The sequence below is a fragment of the Klebsiella sp. A52 genome, assembly GCF_018388785.1.
Taxonomy (GTDB): Bacteria; Pseudomonadota; Gammaproteobacteria; order Enterobacterales; family Enterobacteriaceae; genus Klebsiella; species Klebsiella aerogenes.
The window spans coordinates 3,958,830-3,983,944 of sequence record NZ_CP074437.1; the positions used below are offsets into that span (position 1 = coordinate 3,958,830).

Sequence of the window (25,115 nt, forward strand, 5' to 3'; positions counted from 1 at the left end):
GACTATGGCAGACTGGAATCCCTCGCTGTATCTGAAATTTGCTGATGAGCGTACCCGACCGGCGGCTGAGCTCACGGCGCGTATTGCGCAACAGCCGGTAAAGCTGGCAGTCGATCTGGGCTGCGGCCCCGGTAACAGCACTGCCTTGCTGCGCGCTACCTGGCCTGAAGCACGAATTATCGGCGTTGATAATTCCGTCGCCATGCTGGAACAGGCGACGCAAGCGCTTCCCGATTGCGAATTCGTTACGGCGAATATCGAAGACTGGTATTCCGCAGAGCGGGTTGACCTGATTTATGCCAATGCCTCTTTGCAATGGCTCAGAGACCATCAAACGCTGTTACCACGGCTGGCCGGTCAGTTAAGCGATGGCGGCGTTCTGGCGGTTCAGATGCCGGATAACTGGCAAGAGCCCTCTCATACTCTGATGCGTCAGGTTGCTGAAGAACTGGGATTTCCGGAAAGCGGCCGACAGCCGCTCCCCAGCGTTCAGCAGTATTACGACATGCTGACCCACAGCGGCTGCGAGGTAGACATCTGGCGCACTACCTATTATCACCCTCTGGAATCGCACCAGGCGATCGTTGACTGGCTGCAGGCGACCGGTCTGCGCCCGTACCTGCAAAATCTTGATGAAGCAGAAAAGAAGGTGTTTTTAGAGCGTTATCTGACGCTGTTACAGCAACACTATCCGTTACAGTGTAACGGAAAGGTGCTGTTATTGTTCCCGCGGCTGTTTATTGTCGCGCGACGCCTGGTTAACGCCTCGTCGCCAGTTCGACCTCAACGTTAAGCGCATTCAGTTGATTTACCACGCTGCTGCTCAGCCCGTCATCGCTGATGATGACATCAAGTTCGCTCAGCGGCAGGATCAGGTAATTCGCCATTTTTCCGTATTTTGATGAATCGCTTAGCAGGATACATTTTTCACTCACCTTCGCGACGGTCTGTTTCACGATGGCTTTATTTTCGTTAGGCGTCGACAGACCGCGTAAATTCCACGATGACGCTGAAATAAACGCGACATCGATAAACAGATTCTCTAACATTTTCGCCGTCAGGTGGCCAACGGCTGACTGATTTTCACGACATAGACGCCCGCCGGTATGAATCAATTCACACTGCCCGCGTTCAATCATCAAATTGGCAATGGCAAAATCATTGGTGACGATCAGCAAATCCTTGCGCTCAACCAGGTTTTCAGCCAACGCCAGCGTCGTGGTCCCGGCATCCAGATAGACGGTGCTATTCGCCGGAATATGCTTAAGCGCCGCCAGGCCAATAGCTTCCTTTTCCTGTGGGAACATCAGAGTCTTATCGCGATGCGAAGGTTCATTCAGCAAGCGGGTTCGTTGCGGCAGGGCCACGCCCCCTGATACGCTGGCCAGCACGTTAAGCTGCTCCAGGCGCTGAATATCGCGCCGGATAGTCATATGCGACACGCCCAGCGCCTCGACCAGTTCGACGACGCTGACCACCCCTTTGTCTTTAATGATTTCCAGTATCTTCTCTTGTCTTTCCAACGGCAGCATCGATTTCTCCTGATGGTGTCTCGTCATCTCATATTTTCACATTTTATCACATTCAGATGGGCTGTACATCGGATTGACAGCGCCACACCATGTGAAAAATAGATAATAAATGTTATTTAATGTGATCACCGTCGCTGCATTCATCATCTGAATCATTGATATTAACATTTAACAACAGATAGTACCGTAAATTAACACTCGCTGTATGAAGAGGACTGGATATGAGAGCAGGCATAATTGCCGATGATTTTACCGGCGCGACGGATATCGCCAGTTTTCTGGCCAATAACGGAATAGCGACCAGCCTGTTTAGCGGCGTCCCAGGAGAAGATTACCTGGGTGATGCTCGCGCATTAGTCGTGAGTCTGAAATCACGTTCTGTTCCAGCCAAAGAATCTGTGACACTGTCACTGAATGCGCTGCGCTGGTTGCAACAACAAGGGTGCGATCGTTTTTATTTTAAGTACTGCTCCACCTTCGATAGCACGATCGAGGGGAATATCGGTCCGGTCACCGATGCCTTAATGGATGCGCTGGGCGTCGCAACCACGGTGATCTCTCCGGCCTTGCCCATTAACGGTCGTACGGTGTATCAGGGACATTTATTCGTTGAAGATCGCCTGCTCCAGGAATCCGGTATGCGCAATCATCCGGTCAATCCCATGGATGACAGCGATCTGCGACGTTTAATGGAACGTCAGTCACGCGGAACATGCGCCCTTATCAATGCTCAGATGCTGGAGTCCGGCGAGGCGGCCGTGCGCGACGGCATCCAAACCCTATCCGCCGCGGGCTATCGCTATATCGCACTGGACGCATTAAACGATAAACATCTGCAAATTCAGGGACAAGCGCTGCACGATATGAAGCTGGTTACCGGGGGATCCGGCTTAGCCGCCGGTCTCGCGCGCTGCTGGGCCAACGCCACGGCGCCTTCCCTTCCCTTTAGCGTCACCACGCCAGCGGCCAGCACGGTAGTATTATCCGGCTCCTGTTCTATGAGAACTCAGGCGCAGGTGGAAAAATACCGCCAACTGGCGCCATCGCTGGCCGTGGACGTGGCAGGTTTGCTGGATAAACGTTGGACGCTTGATGAGTACTGCGTCCAGATCGTTGAATGGCTGAAAAAGCAGTCCAACGCGGACATGGCGCCTATGATTTATGCCACCACTTCGGTCGCCGAACTGCACAATATCCAGCAGCGCTATGGCGCCGAGCCAAGCCGGTTGATCGTTGAGGCGCTGTTTTCTCTGTTGGCAAAACAACTTGTGCAGCAAGGCGTGAGCCGGTTCATCGTCGCTGGTGGAGAAACCTCCGGCGCGGTAACGCAAGCGCTGGAGCTTCGCCATTTCGCTATTGGCGCCGCGGTCTCACCCGGCGTGCCGTGGATTAAGGCAGATTCCCGACCGCTTTTCCTGCTGCTCAAATCGGGTAATTTTGGCGATGACAATTTCTTTGCTCGCGCGCAGTCCGCGGAGGTTTGCGCATGAACGAGTCATCCTTACGCCAACAGATGGTGGCTATCGCACGCTCTTTCTTTCAACGTGGCTACGCAACCGGTTCGGCGGGCAATCTTTCCGTCCAGCTTGCTGACGGCACGATTCTGGCCACCCCGACAGGCTCCTGTCTTGGCGAGCTTAACGCCGAAGAATTGTCGCACGTGACCCTGAGCGGTGAATTGCTCTCGGGGTTAAAACCCTCAAAAGAGGTGAGTTTTCATCTCGCGCTGTACCGCAACAATCCGCAGTGTCGCGCCGTCGTCCATCTGCATTGCCACTACCTGACGGCTTTATCCTGCCTGCAGGATCTGGATCCGGCTAATACCCTGCCGGCCTGCACGCCGTATGTGGTCATGCGGGTAGGTGAAATACCGCTTGTCCCCTATTTCCGCCCAGGCGATCCGCAGATTGGCCAATGGCTCGGCGAACGCGCCGCGCAGCATAAGGCTTTTTTGCTGGCTAATCATGGTCCGGTGGTGGTGGGTAAATCGCTACGCGATGCCGCCGACAATCTGGAAGAGATGGAAGCGTCCGCCCGCCTGTTCTTCACGTTGAAAAACAGCCCGGTGAACTATCTCGATCATCAACAAATGACTGTGCTTCGAGGAATGCAATAATGTTGAAACTTGCTGCCAATTTATCGATGTTATTCGGCGAAAATCCGCTTCTGGAGCGCTTCTCCCTGGCGGCCAGGGCCGGTTTTAACGCCGTGGAGATGTGGTTTCCCTATGAATATCCCGTAGCGACCGTCGCCCACGAATTAGAGAAACATCACCTCAAGCTTATCGGCATCAATACTCCGGCAGGCGATACCGCACGCGGCGAATGGGGGTTATCGGCTTTACCCGGCCGTGAAGAGGAAGCCCGCAAAGCCATTGATTTAGCTATTCATTATGCTGCAGCTCTGCAGTGCCCGGCGATACACGTTATGGCGGGCGTCACCGAAGGGTTCGACCGGCAGCAATGTGCTAACACGTTTATTGACAACGTACGCTACGCGGCGGATCGAGCCAAACCGCATAACATCACCATTCTGCTTGAAGGTTTATCGCCCGCCACCCGTCCAGGATATTTATTTTCCAGCCAATATCAGGCGATGGAATATATTCGCCAGGCGGACCGCGATAATATTCGACTGCAGCTTGATATTTTCCACGCCCAGCAGGTCGATGGCAATCTAACTTATTTATTGAAAAACTTTAAAGAGTATATCGGCCATATCCAGATCGCATCTGTACCGGCGCGCCAGGAACCAATTGACGGCGAAGTGGATTATCAATGGATATTCGCCGTACTCGAGCAGGAAAAATATGAGGGTTACGTCGCCGCAGAATATAGTCCACGCGCCGGGACACAAGCCGGACTGCGCTGGGCACAACCTTGGTTAAATAACTAAAAATCACATAATATCAATGCCTCAGTGAGCGCCGATGCGCGCTCATTTTCTGGAGATAGAACTATGTCAAACCACTCTGCGTTGAGCCTGGAGGCGGTTGCGCCTGCCGTAAATGAAGAGTTAGTGTGGAAGAAAGTCGTCCGCCGCACGCTGCCCCTATTAATGATTTGCTATATTCTGGCCTATCTTGACCGGATCAACGTCAGTATTGCTAAATTACAAATGTCGAGCGATCTGGCCTTTTCCGATACCGTTTACGGTATCGGCGCGGGAATATTTTTTATCGGCTTTTTCTTTTTTGAAATTCCCAGCAATATGATCCTTCATCGCTTCGGCGCCAGACGTTTACTTGGCGGTTTACTTATTTCCTGGGCGCTCATCGCGCCGCTGACGGCATTCGTGCGCACGCCGCTGGAGTTTTATACCGTGCGCTTCTTTTTAGGCGTGGCGGAATCAGGCTTTTATCCCGGCGTAATTCTGTATCTTTCGTTCTGGTTCCCCAGCTATCGCCGCGGGCGGATGTTTGCCCTCTTTGCTACCGCCGTGCCGCTTTCGGGGATCCTCGGCGCTCCGCTTTCTGGCTGGATTATGGGCCATTTTCATGAGTACGGCGGTCTCGCTGGCTGGAAGTGGTTGTACATTATTGAAGGCGCGCCATCACTGCTGATTGGCGTACTGGTGATATTTCTGCTTACCGACCGCATTGCTCAGGCGAAATGGCTTTCAGATGACGAAAAAGCGTTGCTCGAGGCGCGACTGCACAGCGATGGCAGCCATAAAACCGAGCAGCATGGTTCAATGCTGGCCGTACTGAAGAATCCGAAGGTCTGGTTACTGACTTTTATCTATTTCTGCCTGATTGCCGGGTTCTATACCGTTAGTTTCTGGATGCCAACGCTGATTCACAACGCCGGTGAAGGCGATGTGCTGAAAGTCGGATTGTTAACCGCTATTCCTTATGCCGCAGCGATAGTCACCATGATTGCCGCTTCGCGTAGCGCCGATAAACACAGAGAACGTCGCTGGCATCTCGCCGCCATCGCCGTCATGAGCGGCCTGGGCATGATTATTGCGGCGTTGTTCAGCCACGATTTGGTGATTGCGATGATCGGCTTAACAATTGGCGCAGCGGGCGGATTGAGCACCCTACCACTCTTCTGGAGCCTGCCGACCGCCTTCCTTGGCGGCGCTTCAGCGGCGGTCGGTATCGCGGTAATCAACTCCTTTGGCAATCTCGCCGGCTTTGTCGCGCCGTGGATCATGGGCCTGCTCACCGATATGACCCATTCGACGCTAACCGGCACCTTAATCATCTCCGCGACGCTGTTTATCGGCGCCGCTGCGATATTCCGCATTCCTGCTCGTATGGTTAACCATTAATAATATTGAGAACATCACCATGAATAATACATTAACGATTGCCGTCACCGGCGCCGCCGGATTTCTTGGCTCCCAACTGGTCAAGGCCCTGCTTCAACGTGGTTCGCTAAGCGGCCCGCAGGGCGAAACGCAAGAAATCGGTAGACTAATCGCTATCGACCGCGTGGCGTTACAGGGGATCGACGATAGCCGTTTACAAGTATTAACCGGCGACATCAGCGATAGCGAATGGTTACGTAGCGCGATTCCCGCTCAGGTCGATAGCGTCTTTCATTTAGCCGCCATCGTTTCAAGCCAGGCGGAACAAGACTTCGAGCTGGGGATGAAAATCAACGTTGATGCCTTCCGCCAACTGCTGGAGCACCTGCGTCAGCTGCCGCAGAGCGTCAAACTGGTGACCACCAGTTCGGTGGCGGTGTTCGGCGGCGACTTGCCGGAAAAAGTGAGCGATTCACAGGTATGGTTGCCGCAGAGTTCTTACGGTACGCAAAAAGCGATTTGCGATCTGTTACTGGCGGATTACAGCCGACGCGGTTGGCTTAATGGCAGAAGTCTGCGCATGCCCACCATCGTCGTGCGTCCGGGAAGGCCCAATCAGGCGGCATCGAGTTTTGCCAGCGGTATTATCCGCGAGCCTCTTAATGGAGAACCCGCCGTTTGCCCGGTCCCGGCGGATACTCGTTTATGGCTGTTGTCGCCACGTAACGCAATTAAAGCTTTAATTCACGGACATGAACTGGCAGAAGCACAGTTGACGGACGGTCGGGTGATTAATCTCTGCGGGCTGTCGGTCAGCGTCGAACAGATGATCGCGGCGTTACGCCAGGTTGCCGGCGGTGAGGTCGCGCAGCGCATCACCTTCACCCCCGATGCCGCCATTGAACGCATTGTCAATTCATGGCCCGGCGATTTCGACACGCGTTACGCTCAGCGTCTTGGGTTTAGCGCCAACCACAGCTTCAGCGAAATGATCGAAGAGTATATGGCGGATTACCTCAAATAGGTTCGGTACCAGCGGCGCCCGACGGCGCCGCTGCATGTTACCAGGGGAAGTCGTGAACCAGCGAAAGATCCCAGGCGGTGGCCAGTAACGACAGAAACATAATCAGATTAACGGTAGTTTCGATTCGTTTTTCCATGTTGCTTCTCCTGTGTCGCACAGCTAGAGCTTCATCAGATACCGAACATAATCGTCCGCAGGGGTGAATTCATCATACAGTCGGCGTGCAGGATTATCGTGACGGGTGTGCCAGTACAGCCGCGACCATCCCTGAATTTTACCTTCAGCCTGCAGGGTTTGAATCAGCGTTCTCGCGACTCCCCGTCCGCGGGCTTTTGGCGCAACAAACAGGTCTTCCAGATAACAAATTGGCGTCGTCACCCAGGTGCCTTCGTGCAGTACGCAGATAGCAAACCCCAGCACCTCGCCATCAACCACGGCCACCCGGCCGATTACCGGTGAATGCGGGTCCAGCAAACGCCGCCAGGTATGTTCGGTGACGCTGTCCGGCTGCGGGCTATTATAGAACTGCGTGTACCCCTCCCATAACGCTCGCCAGGCGCTGTAATCCCGGTCGGCAGGTTCACGAATGTCGATATTCATTGATGGGATCTCCGCACGCTAAACGTCATCGTTAAGTCATTATTTTGCTTTCTGAAAATGACTTCAAGCGCCGAGTGCACATTTCATCTTTTTCCTCCCTACTAAGCGATGCGGGTATGGCGTTACTGCAACGGTTTATTGCTAATAATAATCAGAATGTTGTAACTAATAATAAAAATTAACCCGGCAGCATGCCGGGTCATTGCAGTGGAGCGTTTAGCACAGCGGTTTTACGGCACTGCGCATGCCATCACGTAAAATAGCCTCGAGATCGGCCGTCACCAGCGCCGTCAGCCCCGGCACCTTCGTCAGATCCTGCTGCCAGTGCGTTTCTACCGACAACACCGACGTTACCAGGTCCCGCGTTGCAAGCTGGCCGTCGCGATGCTGCGCCCACAACGACTGGAAGCGTTCGATCCACTCCGCGTCGTCCTGAACCGGGTAGACTTCACCGTTACGTTCGCCGCGGTAGAAGGCGATCAGCGCCGCCAGCGCGAAAGTCAGGCGCGCAGGGAGCTTACCGCTCTGCTTCTGCCCTGCCAGCAATTGCGGCAGGATACGAGTGCGGAATTTAGTCATGCCATTAAGGGCGATAGATAACAGTTGGTGCTTGATATAGGGATTGCGGAAGCGTCCTGTTACCGCGCTGGCGAACGATTCCAGCTCATCGCGCGGCAGATCGAGAACCGGGATAATCTCCTGGTATATCGCTTTTTCGACAAATGCGCAGACTTCCGCGTCGTTCATCGCTTCACCAACGGTGTCCAGACCCGCCTGCCAGGCCACCGGCACCAGTGCGGTATGCGCACCGTTGAGAATCGCGACCTTTCGTTCTTTATACGGTTTGATATCGTCAACAATCAGCACGTTGAGCGGTAATTTATCGAGGCGCAGTTCGGCGGCCAGCGATTTCGGCCCCTGGATCACGAACAGGTAAAAGTGCTCGGCGGTATCAAGAAAGGCGTCGTTATAGCCAAGCTGCGTTTCAATCTGCTCCGCTTCATCGCGCGGATAGCCGGTCACGATGCGGTCCACCAGCGTCGAACAGAAGGTGTTCGCCTCCGCAAGCCAGGCGGCGAAAGCTGCCGGCAGCGCCCATTCACGTGCATAGCGCAGCACCAGTTCACGCAGCGCCTCGCCGTTATAATCAATGAGCTCACAAGGGATGATAACCCAGCCTTTATCAGCAGCGCCGGCAAAATGGCTGAAGCGCTCATATAGCAGCCGCGTCAGTTTCGCCGGATAACTTACCGCGGGCGCATCGTCGAAACGGTCGCCCGCATGGTAACTAATACCGGCCTCCGTGGTGTTGGAGAAGACAAAACGAATGTCCGGATTGTGCGCCAGGCGCAGAAATTCATCGTAATCGTGGTAGGCGCTAATTTCGCGGTTTACCGAACGAATAAGACGCGCATCGCTGACCGCCTCGCCCTTTTCATTCAATCCGCGAATAATCGTGGTGTAGAGGCCATCCTGAGTGCTCAGCGACGGCGGGAAATCGCTGGCGATGGGGCGGACGATGACCACGCCAGCATTCAGGTCAGTATGCTCGTTAAGCAGGTCAATCTGCCAGTCAACAAACGCGCGCAGGAAGTTACCTTCACCAAACTGGATGATACGTTCAGGGTACTGCGCGCCGGGGAAATCACGACGGTTTAAGGTTTTCACAATGGGTTCCCTCTTAGAGTAGTCATACAACCTGAGTAATTGGTCCAATAAGTTATCAGGTTTTATGGTTGGCGAAACCCCGTTTTGATCAAACCTCTTCGTATTAATCTGCTGTCGGGAGGATCTTATAGAACAGCGAGGTGCCCGTCATTTCACCGTCAGGCATTAAGGCAAACTGCGGAATTTCCCCCGCTTTTTGCCAGCCGCACTGCTGATAGAAGCGTTCCGCTCCGCTGCCGGTCGCGGTATCCAGCACCAGCACCGTTTTCCCGTGCGCCAGTGCAATAGCCTCAAGCTCGCTCATCAGTAACCCGGCGATCCCCTGTCGGCGCGCATTTTGGTGAACCAAAAGCTTGGCGATATCGGCACGGTGCGGCTGGTTTTCCGGTTGGTCGATAATCAACTGGACGGTCCCCACTATCTGCCGTTGTTGGTTTTCTGCCGCCAGCACAATCCGCTCACCGGCGGCGACGCTTTGCGCCATCCGATGCCAGAATCGCTCGCCGGTGTCCGGCGAAAACGGCTGCATAAAACTGACCGAAGCCCCGCCGTTAACGCAGCTGGCGAGGATTTCATTTAATTGCGGAAGATGTTCAAGAATGGATTCACGCGTCAGCGTGCGAAGTGAAATAGGTGTGGCCATGGGTTGCTCCCTGATAATGACCACATCACTATGTTTTTAACTAATATTTAACTCAAGCTAAAAGACCATTGGATTTTCTTATCACACGCCGTCAGGCAGCGCCTGCACGCAAACACGATTGCGCCCGGCCTGCTTGGCGTTGACTAACAGGTCATCCGCTTCCATTAGCAGCTGATTAAACAGCTCGGCGATCCGTCCTTCACCCACTTCACGGCACTGCAGGCCAAGACTCACCGTCAGGCGAATACGCTGCTGCCCCCAGGTGAAGGTTTCCGACTCGATTCCCTGGCGAATTTTTTCTGCCAGCAGATGGGATTGTTGAGCATTATCGAGCAGCGCCGCGACGGCAAACTCTTCCCCGCCGATACGCGCCACCATTCCCTCTTCGCCTGCCAGTTCACGTACGCGCTGGGCAAACTGGGCCAGCACGCAGTCACCGCATTCATGACCCCAGGTATCATTCACCCGTTTAAAACCGTCGATATCCAGCACCATCACCGAGAGCTGTTTATTCGCCTGCGGCGCCTGACGTTTCAGCGCCTCGCCCAAACCGGAGCGCGAGTAAACGCGGGTCTGAAAATCAAAGTCAGCGCGGAGCGCCAGCTGTTTGACCAGGTTATTGATAGCCTCGACGCTGGTCGCCACGATCACCGGACTAATCAGCATCGCCGCCATACCAAGACGGGTTGAAAACAGCTGCCACGGCTGAGGACGCGCATCCGGCGAAAGATGAATAAGTGAGTTCGCCACCAGCAGAATTTCCGTGATACCGGTCATAAATGTCAGCAGGCAGGTCAGCGGCAAGGGATAGCGAATCGCGCACCAGATCAAGGCCGGCAACGGGAAGGTCAGGCTTCCGGCGCCGCCTACCGCCACGCCGAGCGCTATCGATAACACCAGCGCGATAACCGGCAGCAGTTGGCTAAAGCGAAAACGGCCCAGTACCGAGGGCAGCGTCAGGGTCAGAATAAACGGCAAGATGAGTACCGCGGTCGAGAACTGCTCGCTAAACCAGTCCGCCAGTTGCGGAATGAACGTCGCCCGTTCAACATCAACCGAACCCAGCGCGCCTACCGCGGCGCACACCAGCGCCGCCAGCAGGCAATAACAAAACAGATTCAGAGCGTTAATTGGCCCCGGCATCGAATCGGCGCGCCGCTTATCCCACAGCACCAGTTGCGCCAGAATAACGATAAAGACGATATTGGAGAAGTTAATCAGCAGCGACGCAAAACCCATGCCCCAACGGGAAGTCAGGCCGTCATAAACCAGCATCGCGGCAAAACAAATAGCGTAAAAATAGCTGCGATTTAGCCAGACGTAGCGTGCGAAAATACCTGCCATGACGGCATTGAGCGGCCAAAAGAACGAAAGCTCCTGCACCAGACGCAGCATGGCGCCCATAAAGTGCAGCAGGATCGTCAGCGTGAATAACACCAGCGCATCGCGCACCGGTTGATCCTCGCGAAATAGCGTGAATGACCGAATCGACAGTGAAGACATTCAGTAATTATCCGTCTAATTGTTTCAGGCAATTATTATGTAAATAATTAGTTAGCGGATTATCATAGCATGAGAATATTTGTTAGGCATACTGCCCATGCCTTCGCGTTACAGGTTAACGGCGGGTAATCGCATTCATTTCCATGACCAGCCAATGGTGAATCACCTGGACGACGTAACGCTGCTCCTCGCCGCTCAGTTCCCGTCCGCGCGGGATCGCATGCCATTTTTCCAGACAGCCGCGGCAGCAGGTGGCCGTGGCGTGCTGAGCGATAAACACCGGGTGCCCGCGCATCGGCGTCTGCTTACCATCATTAGCGATCTGCGCCGGAGCCAGCCGTTTGGCGATAAAATCCGCCGCGTGGCTGTCGATAACCTCCGGCCCTTTATCATAACAATACTGCCGCTCTTTCGCCCCGAGGTGGAAGCGTGAACGGAACGTTGAACGCCCAAGCCGGGCGAACAGAGTCTCCATTGCAGACATCAGAACACCGATCTTCCTAAACGTTGGGTAAGTTTCTCCAGTACAGCGATCCCCGCCAGCGAGTTACCGGCCTCATCAAGTTCCGGACTCCACACCGCAATCGCCATCTCCTGCGGCACAATCGCCACAATGCCGCCGCCGACGCCGGATTTTGCCGGCAGCCCGACGCGCCAGGCGAACTCGCCGGCGTTCTGGTACATACCGCTGGTCATCATCAGCGCGTTTACCTGCCGCGACTGTATCGGCGCGATGACCGGATCCGCCAGATGCGGGGCAATCCCCCGATCGGCGAGGAACAGGAAGGTCCGCGCCAGCTCGACGCAGCTCATCTCCAGCGAGCAGTAGTGGAAATAGTTTTGTAGCACCGTGGCGACATCGTTATGGAAATTGCCGAAAGATTTCATCAGCCAGGCGATGGCGGCGTTACGTGCAGAGTGTTCGAACTCGGATCGCGCGACCACCGAATCATAGGCAATATCGTCCACCCCGCTCAGCCGACGCACGATCTCCAGCATTCTCTGACGCGGCGCGCTCAGGCGGCTTTGCAGCATGTCGCAAACCACCAACGCTCCGGCGTTGATAAAGGGGTTACGCGGTTTGCCCTGCTCGATTTCCAGCTGCAGTAAGGAGTTAAAGGGCTGGCCGGAGGGATCTTTACCGACGCGTTGCCAGATCTCCTCTTCCTGATAATGGTTCATCGCCACCACCAGACTGAGCACCTTCGAGATAGATTGAATCGAGAAGCGTTCGTGGGCATCGCCGGCACTATAGTGCTGGCCGTCAACCGTACAGATAGCGACGCCAAGTTTATTGCCGCTAACGCGCGCCAGAGCGGGAATGTAGTCCGCTACCTTGCCGCGCCCAATCAGCGGCCTGATTTCTGCCAGAACGGCATCCAGCATTGCATTATTAATAACCGTCGCCACACTCGGCTCCTTGCCCACCATCGAAATTCGGGTGGCGAGTATAGCAGAGCGCGACGACGGACGTCAGGCGCTAACGTCGATTAGCGACGGTCTTTCCATACGGTTTGAATATTGCAGAACTCATGCAAGCCAAAATGCGACAGTTCCCGACCAAAGCCGCTTTTCTTCACGCCGCCGAAAGCCACGCGGGCATCGCTGGCACTATAGCCATTGATAAATACCCCGCCACACTCCAGACCACGAGAAAAACGTTCCGCTTCCGCGCTGCTTGACGTAAATACGGTTGCGGAAAGGCCAAACTCGCTATCGTTAGCCAGTTCAAGCGCATGCGCCGCGTCGCGGGCTTCGCTGATGGTAGCCACCGGTCCGAAAAGCTCCTGACGAAAACCGGTCATCTCGGGGGTAACGTTGGCCAGCACCGTTGGCGCGTAATAGTTACCGGCGCCGGCGATTTTCTCGCCGCCAAGCAGCAGCGTTGCCCCTTCTTTCAGCGTGGCTTCCACCTGTTGATGCAGTTCATCGCGCAGATCGAAACGCGCCATCGGACCGATATAATTTTGCTCGTCGCGCGGGTCGCCCATTTTCAACGCCGCCACCGCGGCCACGAATTTTTTGCTAAAAGCGTCGGCAATACCCGCTTCCACAATAAAGCGTTTCGACGCCGCGCAGACCTGTCCGCTATTCTGATAACGGCCGATGACGGCGGCTTTTACCGCTTCGTCCAGATCGGCATCGTTGAGCACGATAAAGGGATCGGAACCACCAAGCTCCAGCACGCATTTTTTCAGCGCTGCGCCGGCCTGAGCGCCGATTGCCCGCCCGGCGCGTACGCTACCGGTCACCGTGACCGCCGCGATACGGTCGTCATTGATAATTTGCGAAACGCCCTCGTTCGTGGCGTTGATCCAGCCAAAAACGCCAGCCGGCAGTCCCGCTTCAGCAAACAGTTCGCCCAGCAGCTGCGCGCTGCCCATCACATTTGGCGCATGCTTCAGCAGATAGCTATTCCCTGCCAGCAGAATCGGTACCGCGCCGCGCAGAACCTGCCAGACCGGGAAGTTCCACGGCATCACCGCCAGAATCGGCCCCAGCGGACGATATTCAATCACCGCCTTATTATCTTCTACCTGGGTGGCTTCGGTCGCCAGCATCGCCGGGCCATGCTCGGCATACCAGTCGCAGAGATTGGCCGATTTACTCACTTCGCCGCGCGCCTGGGCGATAGGCTTACCCATTTCAAGGCTGATCATTTGCGCCAGCTCTTCGCCACGGGCGCGCATTGCGCTGCCGACTTTACGCAGCGCGGCGGCGCGGTCGGTGACCGCTACGTGGCGCCACTGGCGAAAAGCCTGTTGCGCCAGAGCGATGGCTGAATCCACTTGTTGTTCGGTTGACCACGGCAGAGACGACACGACTTCACCAGTGGTCGGGTTAACGGAAACCGCATGGGTGGCAGATAAATTCATGGTTATTCTCTCTGTAGGGATTGCGAAGTATGGATAGTGTGGCCTACCCTTCCTTTCATTGAAAATGAATAATATTAAGCAACGTATTCACAAAAGAAGAATAGTATGGACTTAACCCAGCTTGAGATGTTTAACGCCGTCGCCAGCACCGGCAGTATTACCCAGGCCGCGCAGAAGGTGCATCGTGTCCCGTCGAATCTGACCACCCGCATTCGCCAACTGGAGGCCGACCTCGGCGTCGAGCTATTTATTCGCGAGAATCAGCGGCTACGTCTGTCGCCGGCCGGGCACAGTTTTTTACGCTACAGCCAGCAAATCCTGGCGTTAGTCGATGAATCGCGGATGGTGGTCGCTGGCGATGAGCCGCAAGGGCTGTTTTCCCTCGGATCATTGGAAAGCACCGCTGCCGTGCGCATCCCAACCACGTTAGCCCTTTTCAACCAGCGCTACCCGAAGATCCACCTGGCATTATCCACCGGCCCGTCCGGCACCATGATTGACGGCGTGCTGGAAGGCGCGCTGAGCGCGGCGTTCGTTGACGGTCCGCTGGTTCACCCCGGTCTGGAGGGGCTGCCGGTGTTCCCGGAAGAGATAATGATCGTCGCCCCCTATGGCCATGCGCCGGTGACGCGCGCCAGCGAGGTTAACGGCGCGAACGTTTACGCATTTCGCGCCAACTGCTCTTACCGCCGCCATTTTGAGAGCTGGTTTCACGCCGACCGCGCGACGCCCGGAAGGATCCATGAGATGGAGTCCTACCACGGTATGTTAGCCTGCGTGATTGCCGGCGCCGGGCTGGCGCTGATCCCGCGCAGTATGCTGGAGAGTATGCCCGGCCATCAGCAGGTTTCCGCCTGGCCGCTCGCCGAAGAGTGGCGCTGGCTGACGACCTGGCTTGTATGGCGGCGCGGCGCGAAGACGCGCCAGCTGGAGGCATTTATTGAATTGCTGAACGAGGATCGTCAGGCGGCAAGCGCGACATGATGGCGGACGTTAATCGGCGATAATCAGCCGCGGCGATAGCTCCAGGAGCGCCTCGCGGGTTTCCGTCGGCAAATGCGCGTCGGTGATAATGTCCGTGAGCGAGTCGAGGTGCGCGATATTGAACAGTGACCAGGCGCCGTATTTCGAACTGTCGGCCAGCAGGATCCGCCGCCGGGCGTTGGCAATCAGATCGCGTTTCAGCGCCGCCTTCTCTTCCGTCGGCGCGGTAATGCCCTTTTGCAAATCCCAACCGTTACAGCTGACGAACGCCAGATCCGGCCACACATTCTGCAGCAGGCGTCGCCCATGTTCGCCAATACACGACTGGCTGCTGTCATCGATGCGCCCGCCGATAATCGTCACTTCAATCTGTTTGAATTCAGCCAGAAACAGTGCGATATGCAGATCGCTGGTGATGACCCGCAGCGGCAGATGCGTAATCTGTCGCGCCAGTTCAATCATAGTGGTACCGGCGTCCAGCACAATGGCATCGCCGGCCTTGATAAGCGACGCCGCCGCTTTCGCGATGGCGTACTTCTCCTGCGGACTACGCTGCGCTTTTTCCAGCGTCGTCGGCTGTGTGGGAATAAATCGGTTGAGCGTCACGCCGCCGTGGGTACGGCTAATTACCCCTTCCTGATCGAGTTTAATCAGATCGCGACGAATGGTCGCCGGCGAGGCGTTGGTTACCGCAACCAGTTGGTCGACCGTTACCAGATTATGGCTTTTCAGGAAGTCCATAATCTGCTCTAACCGATTATATCCCTTCATGTTATTCCTGTGCGATTTGCATGGCGAGCTCAATGGAGGTTGCCATGCTCTCAGACTTCGCTTTACCTGTCCAGGCAATATCAAAAGCGGTGCCGTGGTCCGCGGAGGTGCGGATAAACGGCAGCCCGGCGGTGATATTCACCCCATCATAGAACCCGAGCAGCTTGAGCGGAATATGCCCCTGATCGTGATACATCGCCACCACCATATCGTACATGCCTTCATGGCACTGCATAAAAACGGTGTCCGGCGGGCACGGTCCGAAGACATGAACGCCCTGTGCCTTCATCGCCGCGACGGCCGGGGCGACGATACGAATTTCCTCATCGCCAAACAGACCGTTTTCACCGGCATGGGGATTCACCCCAGCGACCGCGATACGCGGCTGCTGGTAACCCACGCGGCGTAAAAAATCATCGGCGACGCGGATAACCGTCTCTACCCGCGACTGGCTTAGGGTATCGAGGAAGCGTCGCAGCGCGATATGGGTGGTGACGTGGATCACCTTAAGCTTATCGGTGTACAGCACCATGGCATAATCTTTAGTCTGGGTCAGGTGGGCCAGCAGTTCGGTGTGTCCCGGGAAATGGTGCCCGGCCAAATGTAGCGCTTCCTTATTTAACGGCGCGGTGGCGATAGCTTTAACTTCGCCCGCCAGCGCCAGCGCGGTGGCGCGCTTGATGCAGCGATACGCCAAATCCCCGGCCTGGGCCTGAACTTCACCGGGCCGCAGGGCCTGAGGGTCGCTTAACGGTTCATCAATCACGTTAATCGTCGCGGGTGAAAACTGCGCTTCTCTCGGGTGCTCAATAATCCGCAACTCCGCGCGCGGGGTAATGTTCAGCGCCAGGATTCGCCGCAGCGTCTGCGCGCAGCCCACCACCACCACCGGCGCGCCGCTCAGTTCGCCTTCGCTCAGCGATTTAATAATAATTTCCGGACCAATGCCCGCCGGGTCGCCCATCGTTACCGCAATCATGTTAGACACTCAGTTTCTCCTCAATAAAATTCACGACATCCCGCAGCGTGGTCTCCGTACCGAATCCCCCTGCTTTGGTCATCACCGGACGCGGCCAGCGACTTCCGAGAAAATGGCCGTACGGCACGCATTGCGCCACCCGGCCGGTTATATGAAACCCCTGCGCGCCGAGCGCCTGAGCGACGGCGATCGCGACATCGCCACCGGACAGATAGAGCGCCCCGGGCGCATGGAACTCAACGGCGAGTTGAGTGACCTGCGCGAGATAAGCGCAGATCCGTTCTCCCAGCGCAGCGCGGCTCAAGCCGCGTTCACGGCACAGCGCCTCAATGCCGTGCCGGACAGCGCTGTCCGCGCAGGTGGTGACCACGCAATGATGATTTGCCGCCAGCGCCGCGGCGATTCGCCGGGCATCGGCCAGGGCGTCGCCGTTAAAGGCGCGGGCGGCATCAATCCCGATCCGCGCGACTCGCGGATGGCCGGCCAAAGCGGCGACCTGAGCCTGCGCTATTTCACTCATGGAGCCGACCACCGCCAGCAACGGCCCGGTCGTGGCCCGGCGCAGGTAGCGCGCCAGCGCCTCGCAGATCCCCGCAGATCCCACCAGCAGCGTTTGCCGCGCGCGGCTGGCTACCGCGGCGATTACCTTATCCAGCTGCGCGTCTTCTTCAGCATCAATAATCAACACACGCGGTTGGTCGCTCTCTTCCGCGAGGGCGGCTGCCAGTTGCTGCGCATCCAGCGAACGGCACGGCAGGCGGCTCTGCATGGCGAGCAATTGCCCAATATCGGCGCTACTGACCGGCGTTTTGGGATCGCTGGCGAATTCGGTTTTATCGAGCGCCACGCCGTGGACATAACATCGTCCGCCGCGGGTTATGCGCCCTGCCGCCGGAAAGGCCGGCGCGACAACCGCGACAGAACAGCTCCGCGCACGCATCATTGCCTCCAGTTCCGCGCCGGGGTTGCCGCGCAGGGTGGAGTCGATTTTCTTCACCTGCCAGACGGCGGCGAAATTTTCCGCATCACCGAGTATCGCGTTTACTTTCTCTGCTGCCTGCGCCGCGGAAAGCGCCCGACTATCGCTATTGAGAACCAACGCCCGGGTGGTCGGCTGATGACCGGCGTTAAACGCCACCTCAACCGCTAAACCCGCTTCCGCCAGACTGACACCGGCATCATTGGCCCCGGTAAAGTCATCTGCCAGCACCAGAACAGGATTATCGCCGCAGCTCATTCTCTTTCCTTCATCGCTTATCTGAATCGCTAATGATTATATTCAATCATATTTGATTAAATGTGAGCAAGCTCAAGTTATTAAACCTCCGTATAAATTATAACTTTTGCTCATCGAAATGAGTGAACACCAAGTGGATTGATTGAATTTAATCATTACAAAAAAGGAGTAAGACGTGGCGACGATTAACAGCACGATTATCAGCGGCGCGGGCGCCATCTCAGCGCTGAAGCCAGTGCTGGCAGGTAAAAAAAACATTTTGCTGGTCACCGATGCGAACGTCGGTAAGCTCGAAGCGACCAAACGGATCCAACATCTGCTGGGCGAGAATACCGTTGATGTGAGGATCGTGGATTCCGTCCCGGCAGAGCCCAGCCAACATGATGTGGCGCAGATTGTTGCCCAACTCGCGGGAGCGCAGCCGGAGATGGTCGTCGGTATCGGCGGCGGCAGCGTTCTCGACGTGGCTAAGCTGCTCTCGGTACTACTTCATCCCGCATCCCCTTCGCTGAACGCGCTGATCGACGGCGAGAAACCGCGCCTGCGTCTGGCATCGCTGCTGATACCCGCCACCGCCGGCACCGGCTCGGAAGCGACGCCAAACGCTATCCTGGCTATTCCCGAACGTAATACCAAAGTGGGGATTATCTCCCCGGTGCTGCTGCCGGATTTCGTGGCCCTGTTGCCGGAACTGACCACCAGCATGCCTGCGGCCATTGCCGCCTCCACCGGCATCGATGCGCTGTGTCATCTTCTGGAGTGCTTTACTTCAACCGTCGCGAACCCGGTAAGCGATAACGCCGCCTTAATCGGCCTGTATAAGCTGGTACGGAATATTGAGCGTTCCGTGACCGACCCGCAGGATCTCACGGCGAAACTGGAGATGTTGTGGGCCTCGTACTATGGCGGCGTGGCTATCAATCATGCCGGCACGCATCTGGTGCACGCGCTCTCCTACCCGCTTGGCGGCACCTGGCATCTGCCGCACGGCGTCGCGAACGCCATTCTGCTGGCCCCCTGTATGCAGGTCGTGCGCCCGTACGCGGTGGATAAATTCGCTCAGGTCTGGGATCTGATCCCGGACGCCGATCTGACCTTGAATAACGAAGAGAAATCTCATGCGCTGGTCCGCTGGCTGGCACAGCTGGTGAAACGGCTGGCGCTGCCGGACAACCTCGCCGCGCTGGGCGTACCACCAGAGAGTATTGAAACGCTAAGCGCCGCGGCGCTGGAAGTAAAACGATTAATGAACAATGCCCCATGCAGCGTAAGCCAGGCTCAAGTCCAGGCGATTTACCAGACGCTGTTTCCACAGTCATGTCATCAGGGAGAAGAGAGATAAATGCATCATTCCATTCGCGGCGTGTTAACCGCCATTGTTACCCCCTTTACCGCTAGTGGTGAACTGAACCTGACGGCGCTACGCCAGCAGGTAGAGCGACAGCTGGCCGCCGGTAACGGCATTTTTTGCGGCGGAACCAACGGCGAGTTTTTCGTCCTTAATGAGGCGGAAAAAATTGCGGTTGCCGAAACCTGCGTCGAGGCGGTTGCCGGACGCGCGCCGGTGGTGGCCCATATTGGCGAAGTGTCGACGCGGGAAACCATTCGTCTTGGCCAGCAGATAGCAAGATCAGGCGTCGACGCGGTGTCCGTCATCACCCCGTGGTTCGTGCCGCTTAAACAAGATGAGCTGGTAAGCCACTACACGGCGATCGCCGATGCGCTCAGCGTACCGGTATTTCTCTATAACATCCCGGCGCGTACCGGGAACACCATTGAACCGCAAACCGCTCGTCGGCTGGCTGCGCATGGCAACATTATTGGCATAAAAGATAGCGCGGGTAGCTATGACAGCCTGAAGGGCTTTCTTGATGCGGTGTGCGACATCGACGGTTTTAATGTCCTGAACGGGCCGGATTCGCTGATTCATCAGGGTTTCGTGGATGGTTGTTCAGCGTGCATTTCCGGGCTGGCTAACGTGGCGCCACGGGAGATTAACGCGATTTGGTCAAGCTTCCAGGCAGGCGATATTGCGGCCTCAAGGCTGGCGCAGGAAAACGTCACCGGCCTGCGTACCGATCTCTATAAAGTCGCCTTTTCCCCTGCCGCGGTGAAAAAAGCCTTGCAGCTGATGGGCCATGAAGTCGGCGATAGCCGCTACGCGGTGCAGTTTAGCGCATCTCAACTGCAGCAAATACGTGGGATCATCGCGCAGTATCTTAATTAAGCGCTGCGCTTCTTCAACAAAATAGACCGGGTACCTGTGTGCCCAGGATTCGTACGCCCAAAGAGAGGCTAAGATGAATCATTTTACCACTGAAGATACCTTTATTATTGTCGGCATTGTCATCGCCTATATCTTATTTACCACCTGGCTGACGTTCCGCATCAGAAGTAAAAACTCCGGGGATTTTATGGAGGGCTCGCGCGCGATGCCGGCCTTTATCGTTGGTATCCTGCTGATGTCGGAATATATCGGCGCCAAGTCGACTATCGGAACCGCACAGGCCGCATTTGAGAGCGGGATTGCCGCCTCGTGGTCGGTGCTGGGCGCCGCCATTGGCTTTCCGTTGTTTGGCCTGATACTGGTTAAGCGGATTTATAATACCGGCAAAATTACTATTTCCGGGGCGATTGCCGAGCGATACGGCACCAGTACCAAGAATATTATTTCCATCATTATGATTTACGCCCTGTTGCTGGTGAACGTCGGTAACTACGTCAGCGGCGCGGCGGCAATTTCCACGGTATTAAAGATCAATTTACCCCTCGCGGCGTTTATTACCGCCATTGTTAGTACTTTCTATTTTGCCTTCGGCGGTATGAAAGGCGTAGCCTGGGTCACCATGCTGCACAGCGCATTAAAATATGCCGGTCTACTCATTATTATGGGCTTCGCGCTGGCAAAAACCGGCGGTTTCACGCCGATGATTGAGAAGATGCCGGATTACTACTGGACCTGGGATGGTAATTTTGGCGCCGGCACCATCTGCGCCTGGCTTATCGGCACCATCGGCTCCATCTTCTGTACCCAGTTTGTCATTCAGGCGATCAGTTCGACCAAAAACGTAAAATCGGCGAAACGCTCTACCTGGATTGCCTTTTTCTTCTGCCTGCCTATCGCCTTCGCGATCGCCATTATCGGCGTGGCGGCGAAGTTTCTGCACCCGGAAATCAACAGCCTGTACGCTCTACCGGTGTTCCTGCAGGATATGAACCCGTGGCTTGCCGGATTAGTGACAACGTCACTTGTGGCTTCTATTTTCGTTAGCGTCAGCACCGTTGCCCTGGCGATTGCCTCTCTGGTGGTAAAAGATTTTTACGTGCCGTGGCGCAATCCAACGCCGGAGCAGGAGTTTAAGGCCACCCGCTGGGCCTCGCTGATCATCGGTTTTCTGCCGCTTATTTTTGTGCTGCTGGTACCGGAAGTACTGAAGCTCTCCTTCTTTACCCGCGCCATCAGGCTCTCTATCACCGTGGTCGCGGTCATCGCCTTCTATGCGCCGTTCTTTAAGAGCGCCCGCGGCGCGAACGCTGGCCTCATCGGCGCCTGCGTGGTGACTTCGGCGTGGTATTTGCTCGGCGATCCGTTCGGCATCAATAACATGTACATCGCGCTGATCACCCCGGCCCTGATTATGGTGATCGACCGCCTAATCCCCAATAAAGCGCAACAATCATCCCCGGCCCCCATTGAACAAAGTGGAGTGTAAAAATGACCACCACCCCAACTTTTGACGGCGTGATTCGCCAACACCAGCAGGATCCTCAGCTCGCCTCGGCAATGCTGCCCTCCGGCTGCCCGCAAAACCATGCCGCCAATCTTCTGCCGCTGCCCGATGGCACGCTGATGTGCGTGTGGTTCGGCGGTTCTCAGGAAGGGAAAGCGGATATTTCAGTCTGGGGATCGCGTTTAGCGCCGGGCGCCACAACGTGGAGCGACGCGATAAAGTTATCCGACGACCCGGAACGTTCGGAACAAAATCCGGTGCTGTTCCAGGCTCCTGATGGCGTGCTATGGCTGTTATGGACCGCGCAGCACGCCGGCAATCAGGACACCGCTATTGTGCGTTATCGCCAGTCGCACGATGGAGGAAAGCACTGGGGAGCGATTGCCACCCTACTCGATGAACCCGGCACCTTTATCCGGCAACCCATAACCGTAATGCCCAACGGCAACTGGTTGCTGCCGGTTTTCTATTGTCGTACCCGTCCAGGGGAAAAATGGGTCGGTAACGACGATATCAGCGCGGTAAAAATCTCAGCCGATGGCGGCAAAAGCTGGCGCGACGTGGCGGTACCGCAAAGCCTCGGCTGCGTGCATATGAATATCATCCCGCTGGCCGATGGCTCGCTGGCCGCCTTCTTCCGCAGCCGCTGGGCCGATCATATCTGGTACAGCCAGTCGACAGATTTTGGCGAAAGCTGGTCAGCGCCGATTCCCACCACGCTGCCAAACAATAACTCGTCCATTCAGGCGACCACGTTGAGCAACGGTGAGCTGGCGCTGGTGTTCAATAATATGAGCGCGGCAGGCGCCAGCGAGCGTCGGGCATCGCTATACGATGAGATAGAAGACGACGACGGCCGGAAAGAGCCTGAATGCACCGGGAAAACCGCCTTCTGGGGCGCGCCGCGCGCGCCAATGACCGTGGCTATCTCCGCCGATGGCGGCAAAAGCTGGCCGTGGATGCGCAACCTTGATGAGGGCGATGGCTACTGTATGACCAACAATTCAGAGCAAAAACTAAACCGTGAATTCTCCTATCCCAGTATTAAACAGGGTGAAGACGGTAATTTACACATTGCCTATACCTGGTACCGGCAGGCCATCAAGTATGTCCGCGTCTCGCCGCAATGGGTTAAAGGAGAAGGCGTATGATCATCGGTAATCTGAATGCCCTGCCTCAGGCGGGGTTGCCGCTGGCGTTGCAGCAGATACTCAGTCGCACTGAATGTTCTCTTGCCGCCCTGACAGCCCGCGAAGATGGCCGCTTCCAACCTGCAGATGGCGGATGGCACTGCACCATCGGCATCGCGCAAACCCAGGCGGCAGAACTGCGACATACCGAATATCACCACCAATGGGCCGATATTCAGGTCATTTTAGCCGGCGAGGAGACGCTGCATGCCGGTATGGTGTACACAGGCCAACCTGATGATGAAGAACGCAAGCCGGACCTCTTTATCAGCAAGCAGACGCCGCAAAGCGTCACGCTGCATCTGTGCGCCGGGGACTTCGCGGTCTTTCTCCCCGGCGAACCGCACCAGGCACTGTGCGCCGTTACGTCACCCGCCCCGGTGAGGAAAGCGGTGTTTAAAGTACCGCGCAGCATGCTGGAGGCGCCATGAAGCAGGCACTGGTGACGGGCGCAAGCTCGGGGATCGGCGCCGCGATTGTCGGTCAACTGCTGGCGGAGGACTGGCAGGTGCTCGGTCTGAGCCGCTCCGCGCCGACGTTCATCCATGAAGGCTTCACCCATCTGGCGGTCGATGTGAGCGACCGCCGCGCGCTGGTTGATGCTCTGTCGTCGGTACCACCGCCGCAGGCGATTATCCATGCCGCCGGTTTGATGGCGGCGGCGCCGCTAGGAGAACTTGACGCGCAGCGTGGCGAGACGTTGTGGCGTCTACATGTAGATGCGGCGCAGACCTTAGCCAACCGCTTTGCGCCCGTTATGGACCGTGGCGGTCGGATTATCCTTTTGGGTAGCCGGACCTCGCGCGGAGCGGCAGGCCGTTCTCAGTATACGGCAACCAAAGCGGCGCTGGTGGCGCTGGCAAGAAGCTGGGCGGCGGAACTTGCCGCTGTGGGCATTACCGTTAACGTTATCGCCCCCGGCGCCACCGATACGCCAATGCTGCGCCAGCCAGGGCGCGAGAGTTCGCCGCCGAAGGCGCCGCCGCTCGGTAGATTGATTAAGCCACAGGAGGTGGCGTCGCTGGTGAGCTGGCTACTTAGCGAAGGAGCCGCGGCCATGACCGGACAAGAGCTGGTGATGTGTGGCGGCGCCTCGCTTGGTTAGGAGTACCCGGCTAAACGTCGCGCCAGCCGGGGGAAACTATCATTAACCTTCGCGCAAATAGACCGTGCCGCGCAGATAGGTGGTCGCCTGGCCGCTAATCAGTACGCGGTCATCGAGCCATTGGCAGCGCAGCTCGCCGCTGCGCGCCGACACCTGGCGCGCCAGCAGGTCGGTTTTATTGAGCTTCGCTCCCCAGTAGGGGATCAGCATACTGTGGGTTGAACCGGTTACCGGATCTTCCGGTACCGATTCACCGGGGCAGAAAAAGCGGCTGACAAAATCGTACTCTTCGTCGGCGGCGCTGATGCAAATCATCTTATCCAGCGTCTCCAGCAGCGCCATATTCGGGCGCACCGCTTCAACCTGCGCCCGATCGCGCAGAACCACCAGGTAATCACGCCCTTCCCGCACCTCCAGCGCGTCATCGATGCCCAACCCGGCGAACAGCGCCGGCGGTACGTCATGCACCGGCGTGGTTTGCCAGGCGGGGAAATCCAGCGTCAGCCAGTCGCCGCTGCGCGTTACCCGTAGTTCACCGACAAAACGGGTGCTAAATACGATAGTTGCCGAGGGGTGGTCGAGATATTCAAAAATCACGTGCGATGCCGCGAGCGTGGCGTGGCCGCAGAGGTTAATCTCATCAAGCGTCGTGAACCAGCGTAGCTCATAGCCAGCGTCGGTGCGGACAAAAAACGCCGTTTCGGATTGATTATGCTGCTGCGCCATTTTTAAGAGCGTTTCATCAGGCAGCCATTCGCTGAGCGGGCATACTGCCGCCGCGTTGCCGCCAAAATTGCGATCGCTGAAGGCATCGACCAGGTAAAAACTGATTTCTTTCATCGTGCTCCCCTTTTTTATCGGCTATCAACATGACACATAAACCATTCCCGCACACTATTAGCCGAAAAATTAAGTTGTTAGCTGCCACAGGCGTCAGCAAAAAATGAGATACAGATCACAAAGTGATTGTATTTTCAGCAGCATTCGTTTTAAGATCGCCTCCTCTTCTTCTCATTAC

General features: G+C 56.4%; 25 protein-coding genes. 13 read left to right on the forward strand and 12 right to left on the reverse strand.

Annotated elements, in window-relative coordinates:
- Window positions 1-4: 4 nt before the first annotated feature.
- Window positions 5-793, forward strand: coding sequence for a trans-aconitate 2-methyltransferase (gene tam, locus KGA69_RS18685; RefSeq protein ID WP_045394486.1), 789 nt, complete (start codon window positions 5-7; stop codon window positions 791-793).
- On the opposite strand, the gene KGA69_RS18690 is transcribed toward tam, so the two are convergent.
- Complete coding sequence (locus tag KGA69_RS18690; RefSeq protein WP_045394489.1) at window positions 759-1,532, reverse strand: DeoR/GlpR family DNA-binding transcription regulator; 774 nt, start codon at window positions 1,530-1,532, stop codon at window positions 759-761. The genes tam and KGA69_RS18690 overlap by 35 nt on opposite strands.
- Before the next feature lie 221 nt (window positions 1,533-1,753).
- Here KGA69_RS18690 and otnK point away from each other — a divergent pair, with 221 nt between their 5' ends.
- The 5 genes from otnK (at window position 1,754) to denD (ending at window position 6,810) form a co-directional block, all read left to right on the forward strand.
- Window positions 1,754-3,022, forward strand: a complete 1,269-nt coding sequence (gene otnK / locus KGA69_RS18695) for a 3-oxo-tetronate kinase (protein ID WP_213292575.1) — start codon at window positions 1,754-1,756, stop codon at window positions 3,020-3,022.
- Window positions 3,019-3,648 carry a 3-oxo-tetronate 4-phosphate decarboxylase gene (locus KGA69_RS18700; protein WP_045394494.1) on the forward strand — a complete coding sequence of 210 codons (630 nt, stop codon included), beginning with the start codon at window positions 3,019-3,021 and terminating at the stop codon, window positions 3,646-3,648. The genes otnK and KGA69_RS18700 overlap by 4 nt, the downstream gene beginning before the upstream one ends.
- Window positions 3,648-4,427, forward strand: a complete 780-nt coding sequence (otnI, locus tag KGA69_RS18705) for a 2-oxo-tetronate isomerase (RefSeq protein ID WP_049059765.1) — start codon at window positions 3,648-3,650, stop codon at window positions 4,425-4,427. Before KGA69_RS18700 ends, otnI begins: the two co-directional genes overlap by 1 nt.
- 63 nt (window positions 4,428-4,490) lie before the next feature.
- On the forward strand, window positions 4,491-5,807 hold the full coding sequence (locus KGA69_RS18710) for an MFS transporter (protein ID WP_213292576.1): 1,317 nt from the start codon (window positions 4,491-4,493) through the stop codon (window positions 5,805-5,807).
- Between the two features lie 19 nt (window positions 5,808-5,826).
- Window positions 5,827-6,810 (forward strand): D-erythronate dehydrogenase, encoded by a 984-nt coding sequence (gene denD / locus KGA69_RS18715; RefSeq protein ID WP_063447044.1) that lies wholly within the window; start codon window positions 5,827-5,829, stop codon window positions 6,808-6,810.
- A 159-nt stretch (window positions 6,811-6,969) separates the two neighbouring features.
- On the opposite strand, the gene KGA69_RS18720 is transcribed toward denD, so the two are convergent.
- From KGA69_RS18720 to sad, 7 genes are all read right to left on the reverse strand, one after another.
- Window positions 6,970-7,410, reverse strand: coding sequence for a GNAT family N-acetyltransferase (locus KGA69_RS18720; RefSeq protein ID WP_045394506.1), 441 nt, complete (start codon window positions 7,408-7,410; stop codon window positions 6,970-6,972).
- Between the two features lie 216 nt (window positions 7,411-7,626).
- Window positions 7,627-9,078: a tagaturonate reductase gene (locus KGA69_RS18725; RefSeq protein WP_045394508.1), complete on the reverse strand. Its 1,452-nt coding sequence runs from the start codon at window positions 9,076-9,078 to the stop codon at window positions 7,627-7,629.
- 103 nt (window positions 9,079-9,181) lie between these two features.
- Window positions 9,182-9,721, reverse strand: coding sequence for a GNAT family N-acetyltransferase (locus tag KGA69_RS18730; protein ID WP_213292577.1), 540 nt, complete (start codon window positions 9,719-9,721; stop codon window positions 9,182-9,184).
- 81 nt (window positions 9,722-9,802) lie between these two features.
- Window positions 9,803-11,224, reverse strand: coding sequence for a GGDEF domain-containing protein (locus tag KGA69_RS18735; RefSeq protein WP_045394513.1), 1,422 nt, complete (start codon window positions 11,222-11,224; stop codon window positions 9,803-9,805).
- 115 nt (window positions 11,225-11,339) lie between these two features.
- Complete coding sequence (locus KGA69_RS18740; RefSeq protein WP_047050917.1) at window positions 11,340-11,708, reverse strand: DUF4186 domain-containing protein; 369 nt, start codon at window positions 11,706-11,708, stop codon at window positions 11,340-11,342.
- Window positions 11,708-12,634 carry a glutaminase B gene (gene glsB / locus KGA69_RS18745; protein WP_045394518.1) on the reverse strand — a complete coding sequence of 309 codons (927 nt, stop codon included), beginning with the start codon at window positions 12,632-12,634 and terminating at the stop codon, window positions 11,708-11,710. Before glsB ends, KGA69_RS18740 begins: the two co-directional genes overlap by 1 nt.
- Before the next feature lie 80 nt (window positions 12,635-12,714).
- Complete coding sequence (gene sad, locus KGA69_RS18750) at window positions 12,715-14,100, reverse strand: succinate-semialdehyde dehydrogenase (RefSeq protein WP_213292578.1); 1,386 nt, start codon at window positions 14,098-14,100, stop codon at window positions 12,715-12,717.
- A gap of 105 nt (window positions 14,101-14,205) precedes the next feature.
- On the opposite strand from sad, the gene ptrR reads away from it, so the two are divergent.
- Complete coding sequence (gene ptrR, locus KGA69_RS18755; protein WP_213292579.1) at window positions 14,206-15,084, forward strand: putrescine utilization regulator PtrR; 879 nt, start codon at window positions 14,206-14,208, stop codon at window positions 15,082-15,084.
- A gap of 9 nt (window positions 15,085-15,093) precedes the next feature.
- On the opposite strand, the gene KGA69_RS18760 is transcribed toward ptrR, so the two are convergent.
- The 3 genes from KGA69_RS18760 to dtnK are packed head-to-tail and all read right to left on the reverse strand — an operon-like array spanning window position 15,094 to window position 18,071.
- Window positions 15,094-15,855, reverse strand: a complete 762-nt coding sequence (locus KGA69_RS18760; RefSeq protein WP_047050919.1) for a DeoR/GlpR family DNA-binding transcription regulator — start codon at window positions 15,853-15,855, stop codon at window positions 15,094-15,096.
- A 1-nt stretch (window position 15,856) separates the two neighbouring features.
- Entirely contained in the window at window positions 15,857-16,843 is a 987-nt protein-coding gene (locus KGA69_RS18765; protein ID WP_047067417.1) for a D-threonate 4-phosphate dehydrogenase, read from the reverse strand.
- On the reverse strand, window positions 16,836-18,071 hold the full coding sequence (dtnK, locus tag KGA69_RS18770) for a D-threonate kinase (RefSeq protein WP_045394530.1): 1,236 nt from the start codon (window positions 18,069-18,071) through the stop codon (window positions 16,836-16,838). The genes KGA69_RS18765 and dtnK overlap by 8 nt, the downstream gene beginning before the upstream one ends.
- Before the next feature lie 175 nt (window positions 18,072-18,246).
- Between dtnK and KGA69_RS18775 the strand changes: the two genes are divergently transcribed.
- The 6 genes from KGA69_RS18775 (at window position 18,247) to KGA69_RS18800 (ending at window position 24,097) form a co-directional block, all read left to right on the forward strand.
- Window positions 18,247-19,413: an iron-containing alcohol dehydrogenase gene (locus KGA69_RS18775; RefSeq protein ID WP_213292580.1), complete on the forward strand. Its 1,167-nt coding sequence runs from the start codon at window positions 18,247-18,249 to the stop codon at window positions 19,411-19,413.
- Window positions 19,414-20,298, forward strand: a complete 885-nt coding sequence (locus KGA69_RS18780; protein WP_213292581.1) for a dihydrodipicolinate synthase family protein — start codon at window positions 19,414-19,416, stop codon at window positions 20,296-20,298.
- Window positions 20,299-20,371: 73 nt separating this feature from the next.
- Window positions 20,372-21,784 carry a sodium:solute symporter family protein gene (locus KGA69_RS18785; RefSeq protein WP_213292582.1) on the forward strand — a complete coding sequence of 471 codons (1,413 nt, stop codon included), beginning with the start codon at window positions 20,372-20,374 and terminating at the stop codon, window positions 21,782-21,784.
- Window positions 21,785-21,786: 2 nt separating this feature from the next.
- A complete protein-coding gene (locus tag KGA69_RS18790) occupies window positions 21,787-22,953 on the forward strand; it encodes a sialidase family protein (protein WP_213292583.1) in 1,167 nt (388 codons plus the stop codon).
- Entirely contained in the window at window positions 22,950-23,423 is a 474-nt protein-coding gene (locus tag KGA69_RS18795; protein ID WP_063415224.1) for a NanQ anomerase/TabA/YiaL family protein, read from the forward strand. The genes KGA69_RS18790 and KGA69_RS18795 overlap by 4 nt, the downstream gene beginning before the upstream one ends.
- On the forward strand, window positions 23,420-24,097 hold the full coding sequence (locus KGA69_RS18800; protein ID WP_163310973.1) for an SDR family NAD(P)-dependent oxidoreductase: 678 nt from the start codon (window positions 23,420-23,422) through the stop codon (window positions 24,095-24,097). Before KGA69_RS18795 ends, KGA69_RS18800 begins: the two co-directional genes overlap by 4 nt.
- 42 nt (window positions 24,098-24,139) lie before the next feature.
- On the opposite strand, the gene KGA69_RS18805 is transcribed toward KGA69_RS18800, so the two are convergent.
- A complete protein-coding gene (locus tag KGA69_RS18805; protein ID WP_213292584.1) occupies window positions 24,140-24,937 on the reverse strand; it encodes a PhzF family phenazine biosynthesis protein in 798 nt (265 codons plus the stop codon).
- Window positions 24,938-25,115 lie beyond the last annotated feature (178 nt).

What these genes read in the sequence shown, in the direction of transcription:
- denD (WP_063447044.1), top strand. Translation starts at nt 5,827, where the DNA reads ATGAATAATACATTAACGATTGCCGTCACCGGCGCCGCCGGATTTCTT.
- KGA69_RS18760 (WP_047050919.1), bottom strand. Translation starts at nt 15,855, where the DNA reads ATGAAGGGATATAATCGGTTAGAGCAGATTATGGACTTCCTGAAAAGC.
- KGA69_RS18795 (WP_063415224.1), top strand. Translation starts at nt 22,950, where the DNA reads ATGATCATCGGTAATCTGAATGCCCTGCCTCAGGCGGGGTTGCCGCTG.
- KGA69_RS18800 (WP_163310973.1), top strand. Translation starts at nt 23,420, where the DNA reads ATGAAGCAGGCACTGGTGACGGGCGCAAGCTCGGGGATCGGCGCCGCG.
- KGA69_RS18790 (WP_213292583.1), top strand. Translation starts at nt 21,787, where the DNA reads ATGACCACCACCCCAACTTTTGACGGCGTGATTCGCCAACACCAGCAG.
- KGA69_RS18730 (WP_213292577.1), bottom strand. Translation starts at nt 9,721, where the DNA reads ATGGCCACACCTATTTCACTTCGCACGCTGACGCGTGAATCCATTCTT.
- otnK (WP_213292575.1), top strand. Translation starts at nt 1,754, where the DNA reads ATGAGAGCAGGCATAATTGCCGATGATTTTACCGGCGCGACGGATATC.
- KGA69_RS18735 (WP_045394513.1), bottom strand. Translation starts at nt 11,224, where the DNA reads ATGTCTTCACTGTCGATTCGGTCATTCACGCTATTTCGCGAGGATCAA.
- KGA69_RS18720 (WP_045394506.1), bottom strand. Translation starts at nt 7,410, where the DNA reads ATGAATATCGACATTCGTGAACCTGCCGACCGGGATTACAGCGCCTGG.
- KGA69_RS18710 (WP_213292576.1), top strand. Translation starts at nt 4,491, where the DNA reads ATGTCAAACCACTCTGCGTTGAGCCTGGAGGCGGTTGCGCCTGCCGTA.
- ptrR (WP_213292579.1), top strand. Translation starts at nt 14,206, where the DNA reads ATGGACTTAACCCAGCTTGAGATGTTTAACGCCGTCGCCAGCACCGGC.
- KGA69_RS18740 (WP_047050917.1), bottom strand. Translation starts at nt 11,708, where the DNA reads ATGTCTGCAATGGAGACTCTGTTCGCCCGGCTTGGGCGTTCAACGTTC.
- KGA69_RS18785 (WP_213292582.1), top strand. Translation starts at nt 20,372, where the DNA reads ATGAATCATTTTACCACTGAAGATACCTTTATTATTGTCGGCATTGTC.
- KGA69_RS18690 (WP_045394489.1), bottom strand. Translation starts at nt 1,532, where the DNA reads ATGCTGCCGTTGGAAAGACAAGAGAAGATACTGGAAATCATTAAAGAC.
- sad (WP_213292578.1), bottom strand. Translation starts at nt 14,100, where the DNA reads ATGAATTTATCTGCCACCCATGCGGTTTCCGTTAACCCGACCACTGGT.
- KGA69_RS18805 (WP_213292584.1), bottom strand. Translation starts at nt 24,937, where the DNA reads ATGAAAGAAATCAGTTTTTACCTGGTCGATGCCTTCAGCGATCGCAAT.
- otnI (WP_049059765.1), top strand. Translation starts at nt 3,648, where the DNA reads ATGTTGAAACTTGCTGCCAATTTATCGATGTTATTCGGCGAAAATCCG.
- dtnK (WP_045394530.1), bottom strand. Translation starts at nt 18,071, where the DNA reads ATGAGCTGCGGCGATAATCCTGTTCTGGTGCTGGCAGATGACTTTACC.
- KGA69_RS18780 (WP_213292581.1), top strand. Translation starts at nt 19,414, where the DNA reads ATGCATCATTCCATTCGCGGCGTGTTAACCGCCATTGTTACCCCCTTT.
- KGA69_RS18700 (WP_045394494.1), top strand. Translation starts at nt 3,019, where the DNA reads ATGAACGAGTCATCCTTACGCCAACAGATGGTGGCTATCGCACGCTCT.
- tam (WP_045394486.1), top strand. Translation starts at nt 5, where the DNA reads ATGGCAGACTGGAATCCCTCGCTGTATCTGAAATTTGCTGATGAGCGT.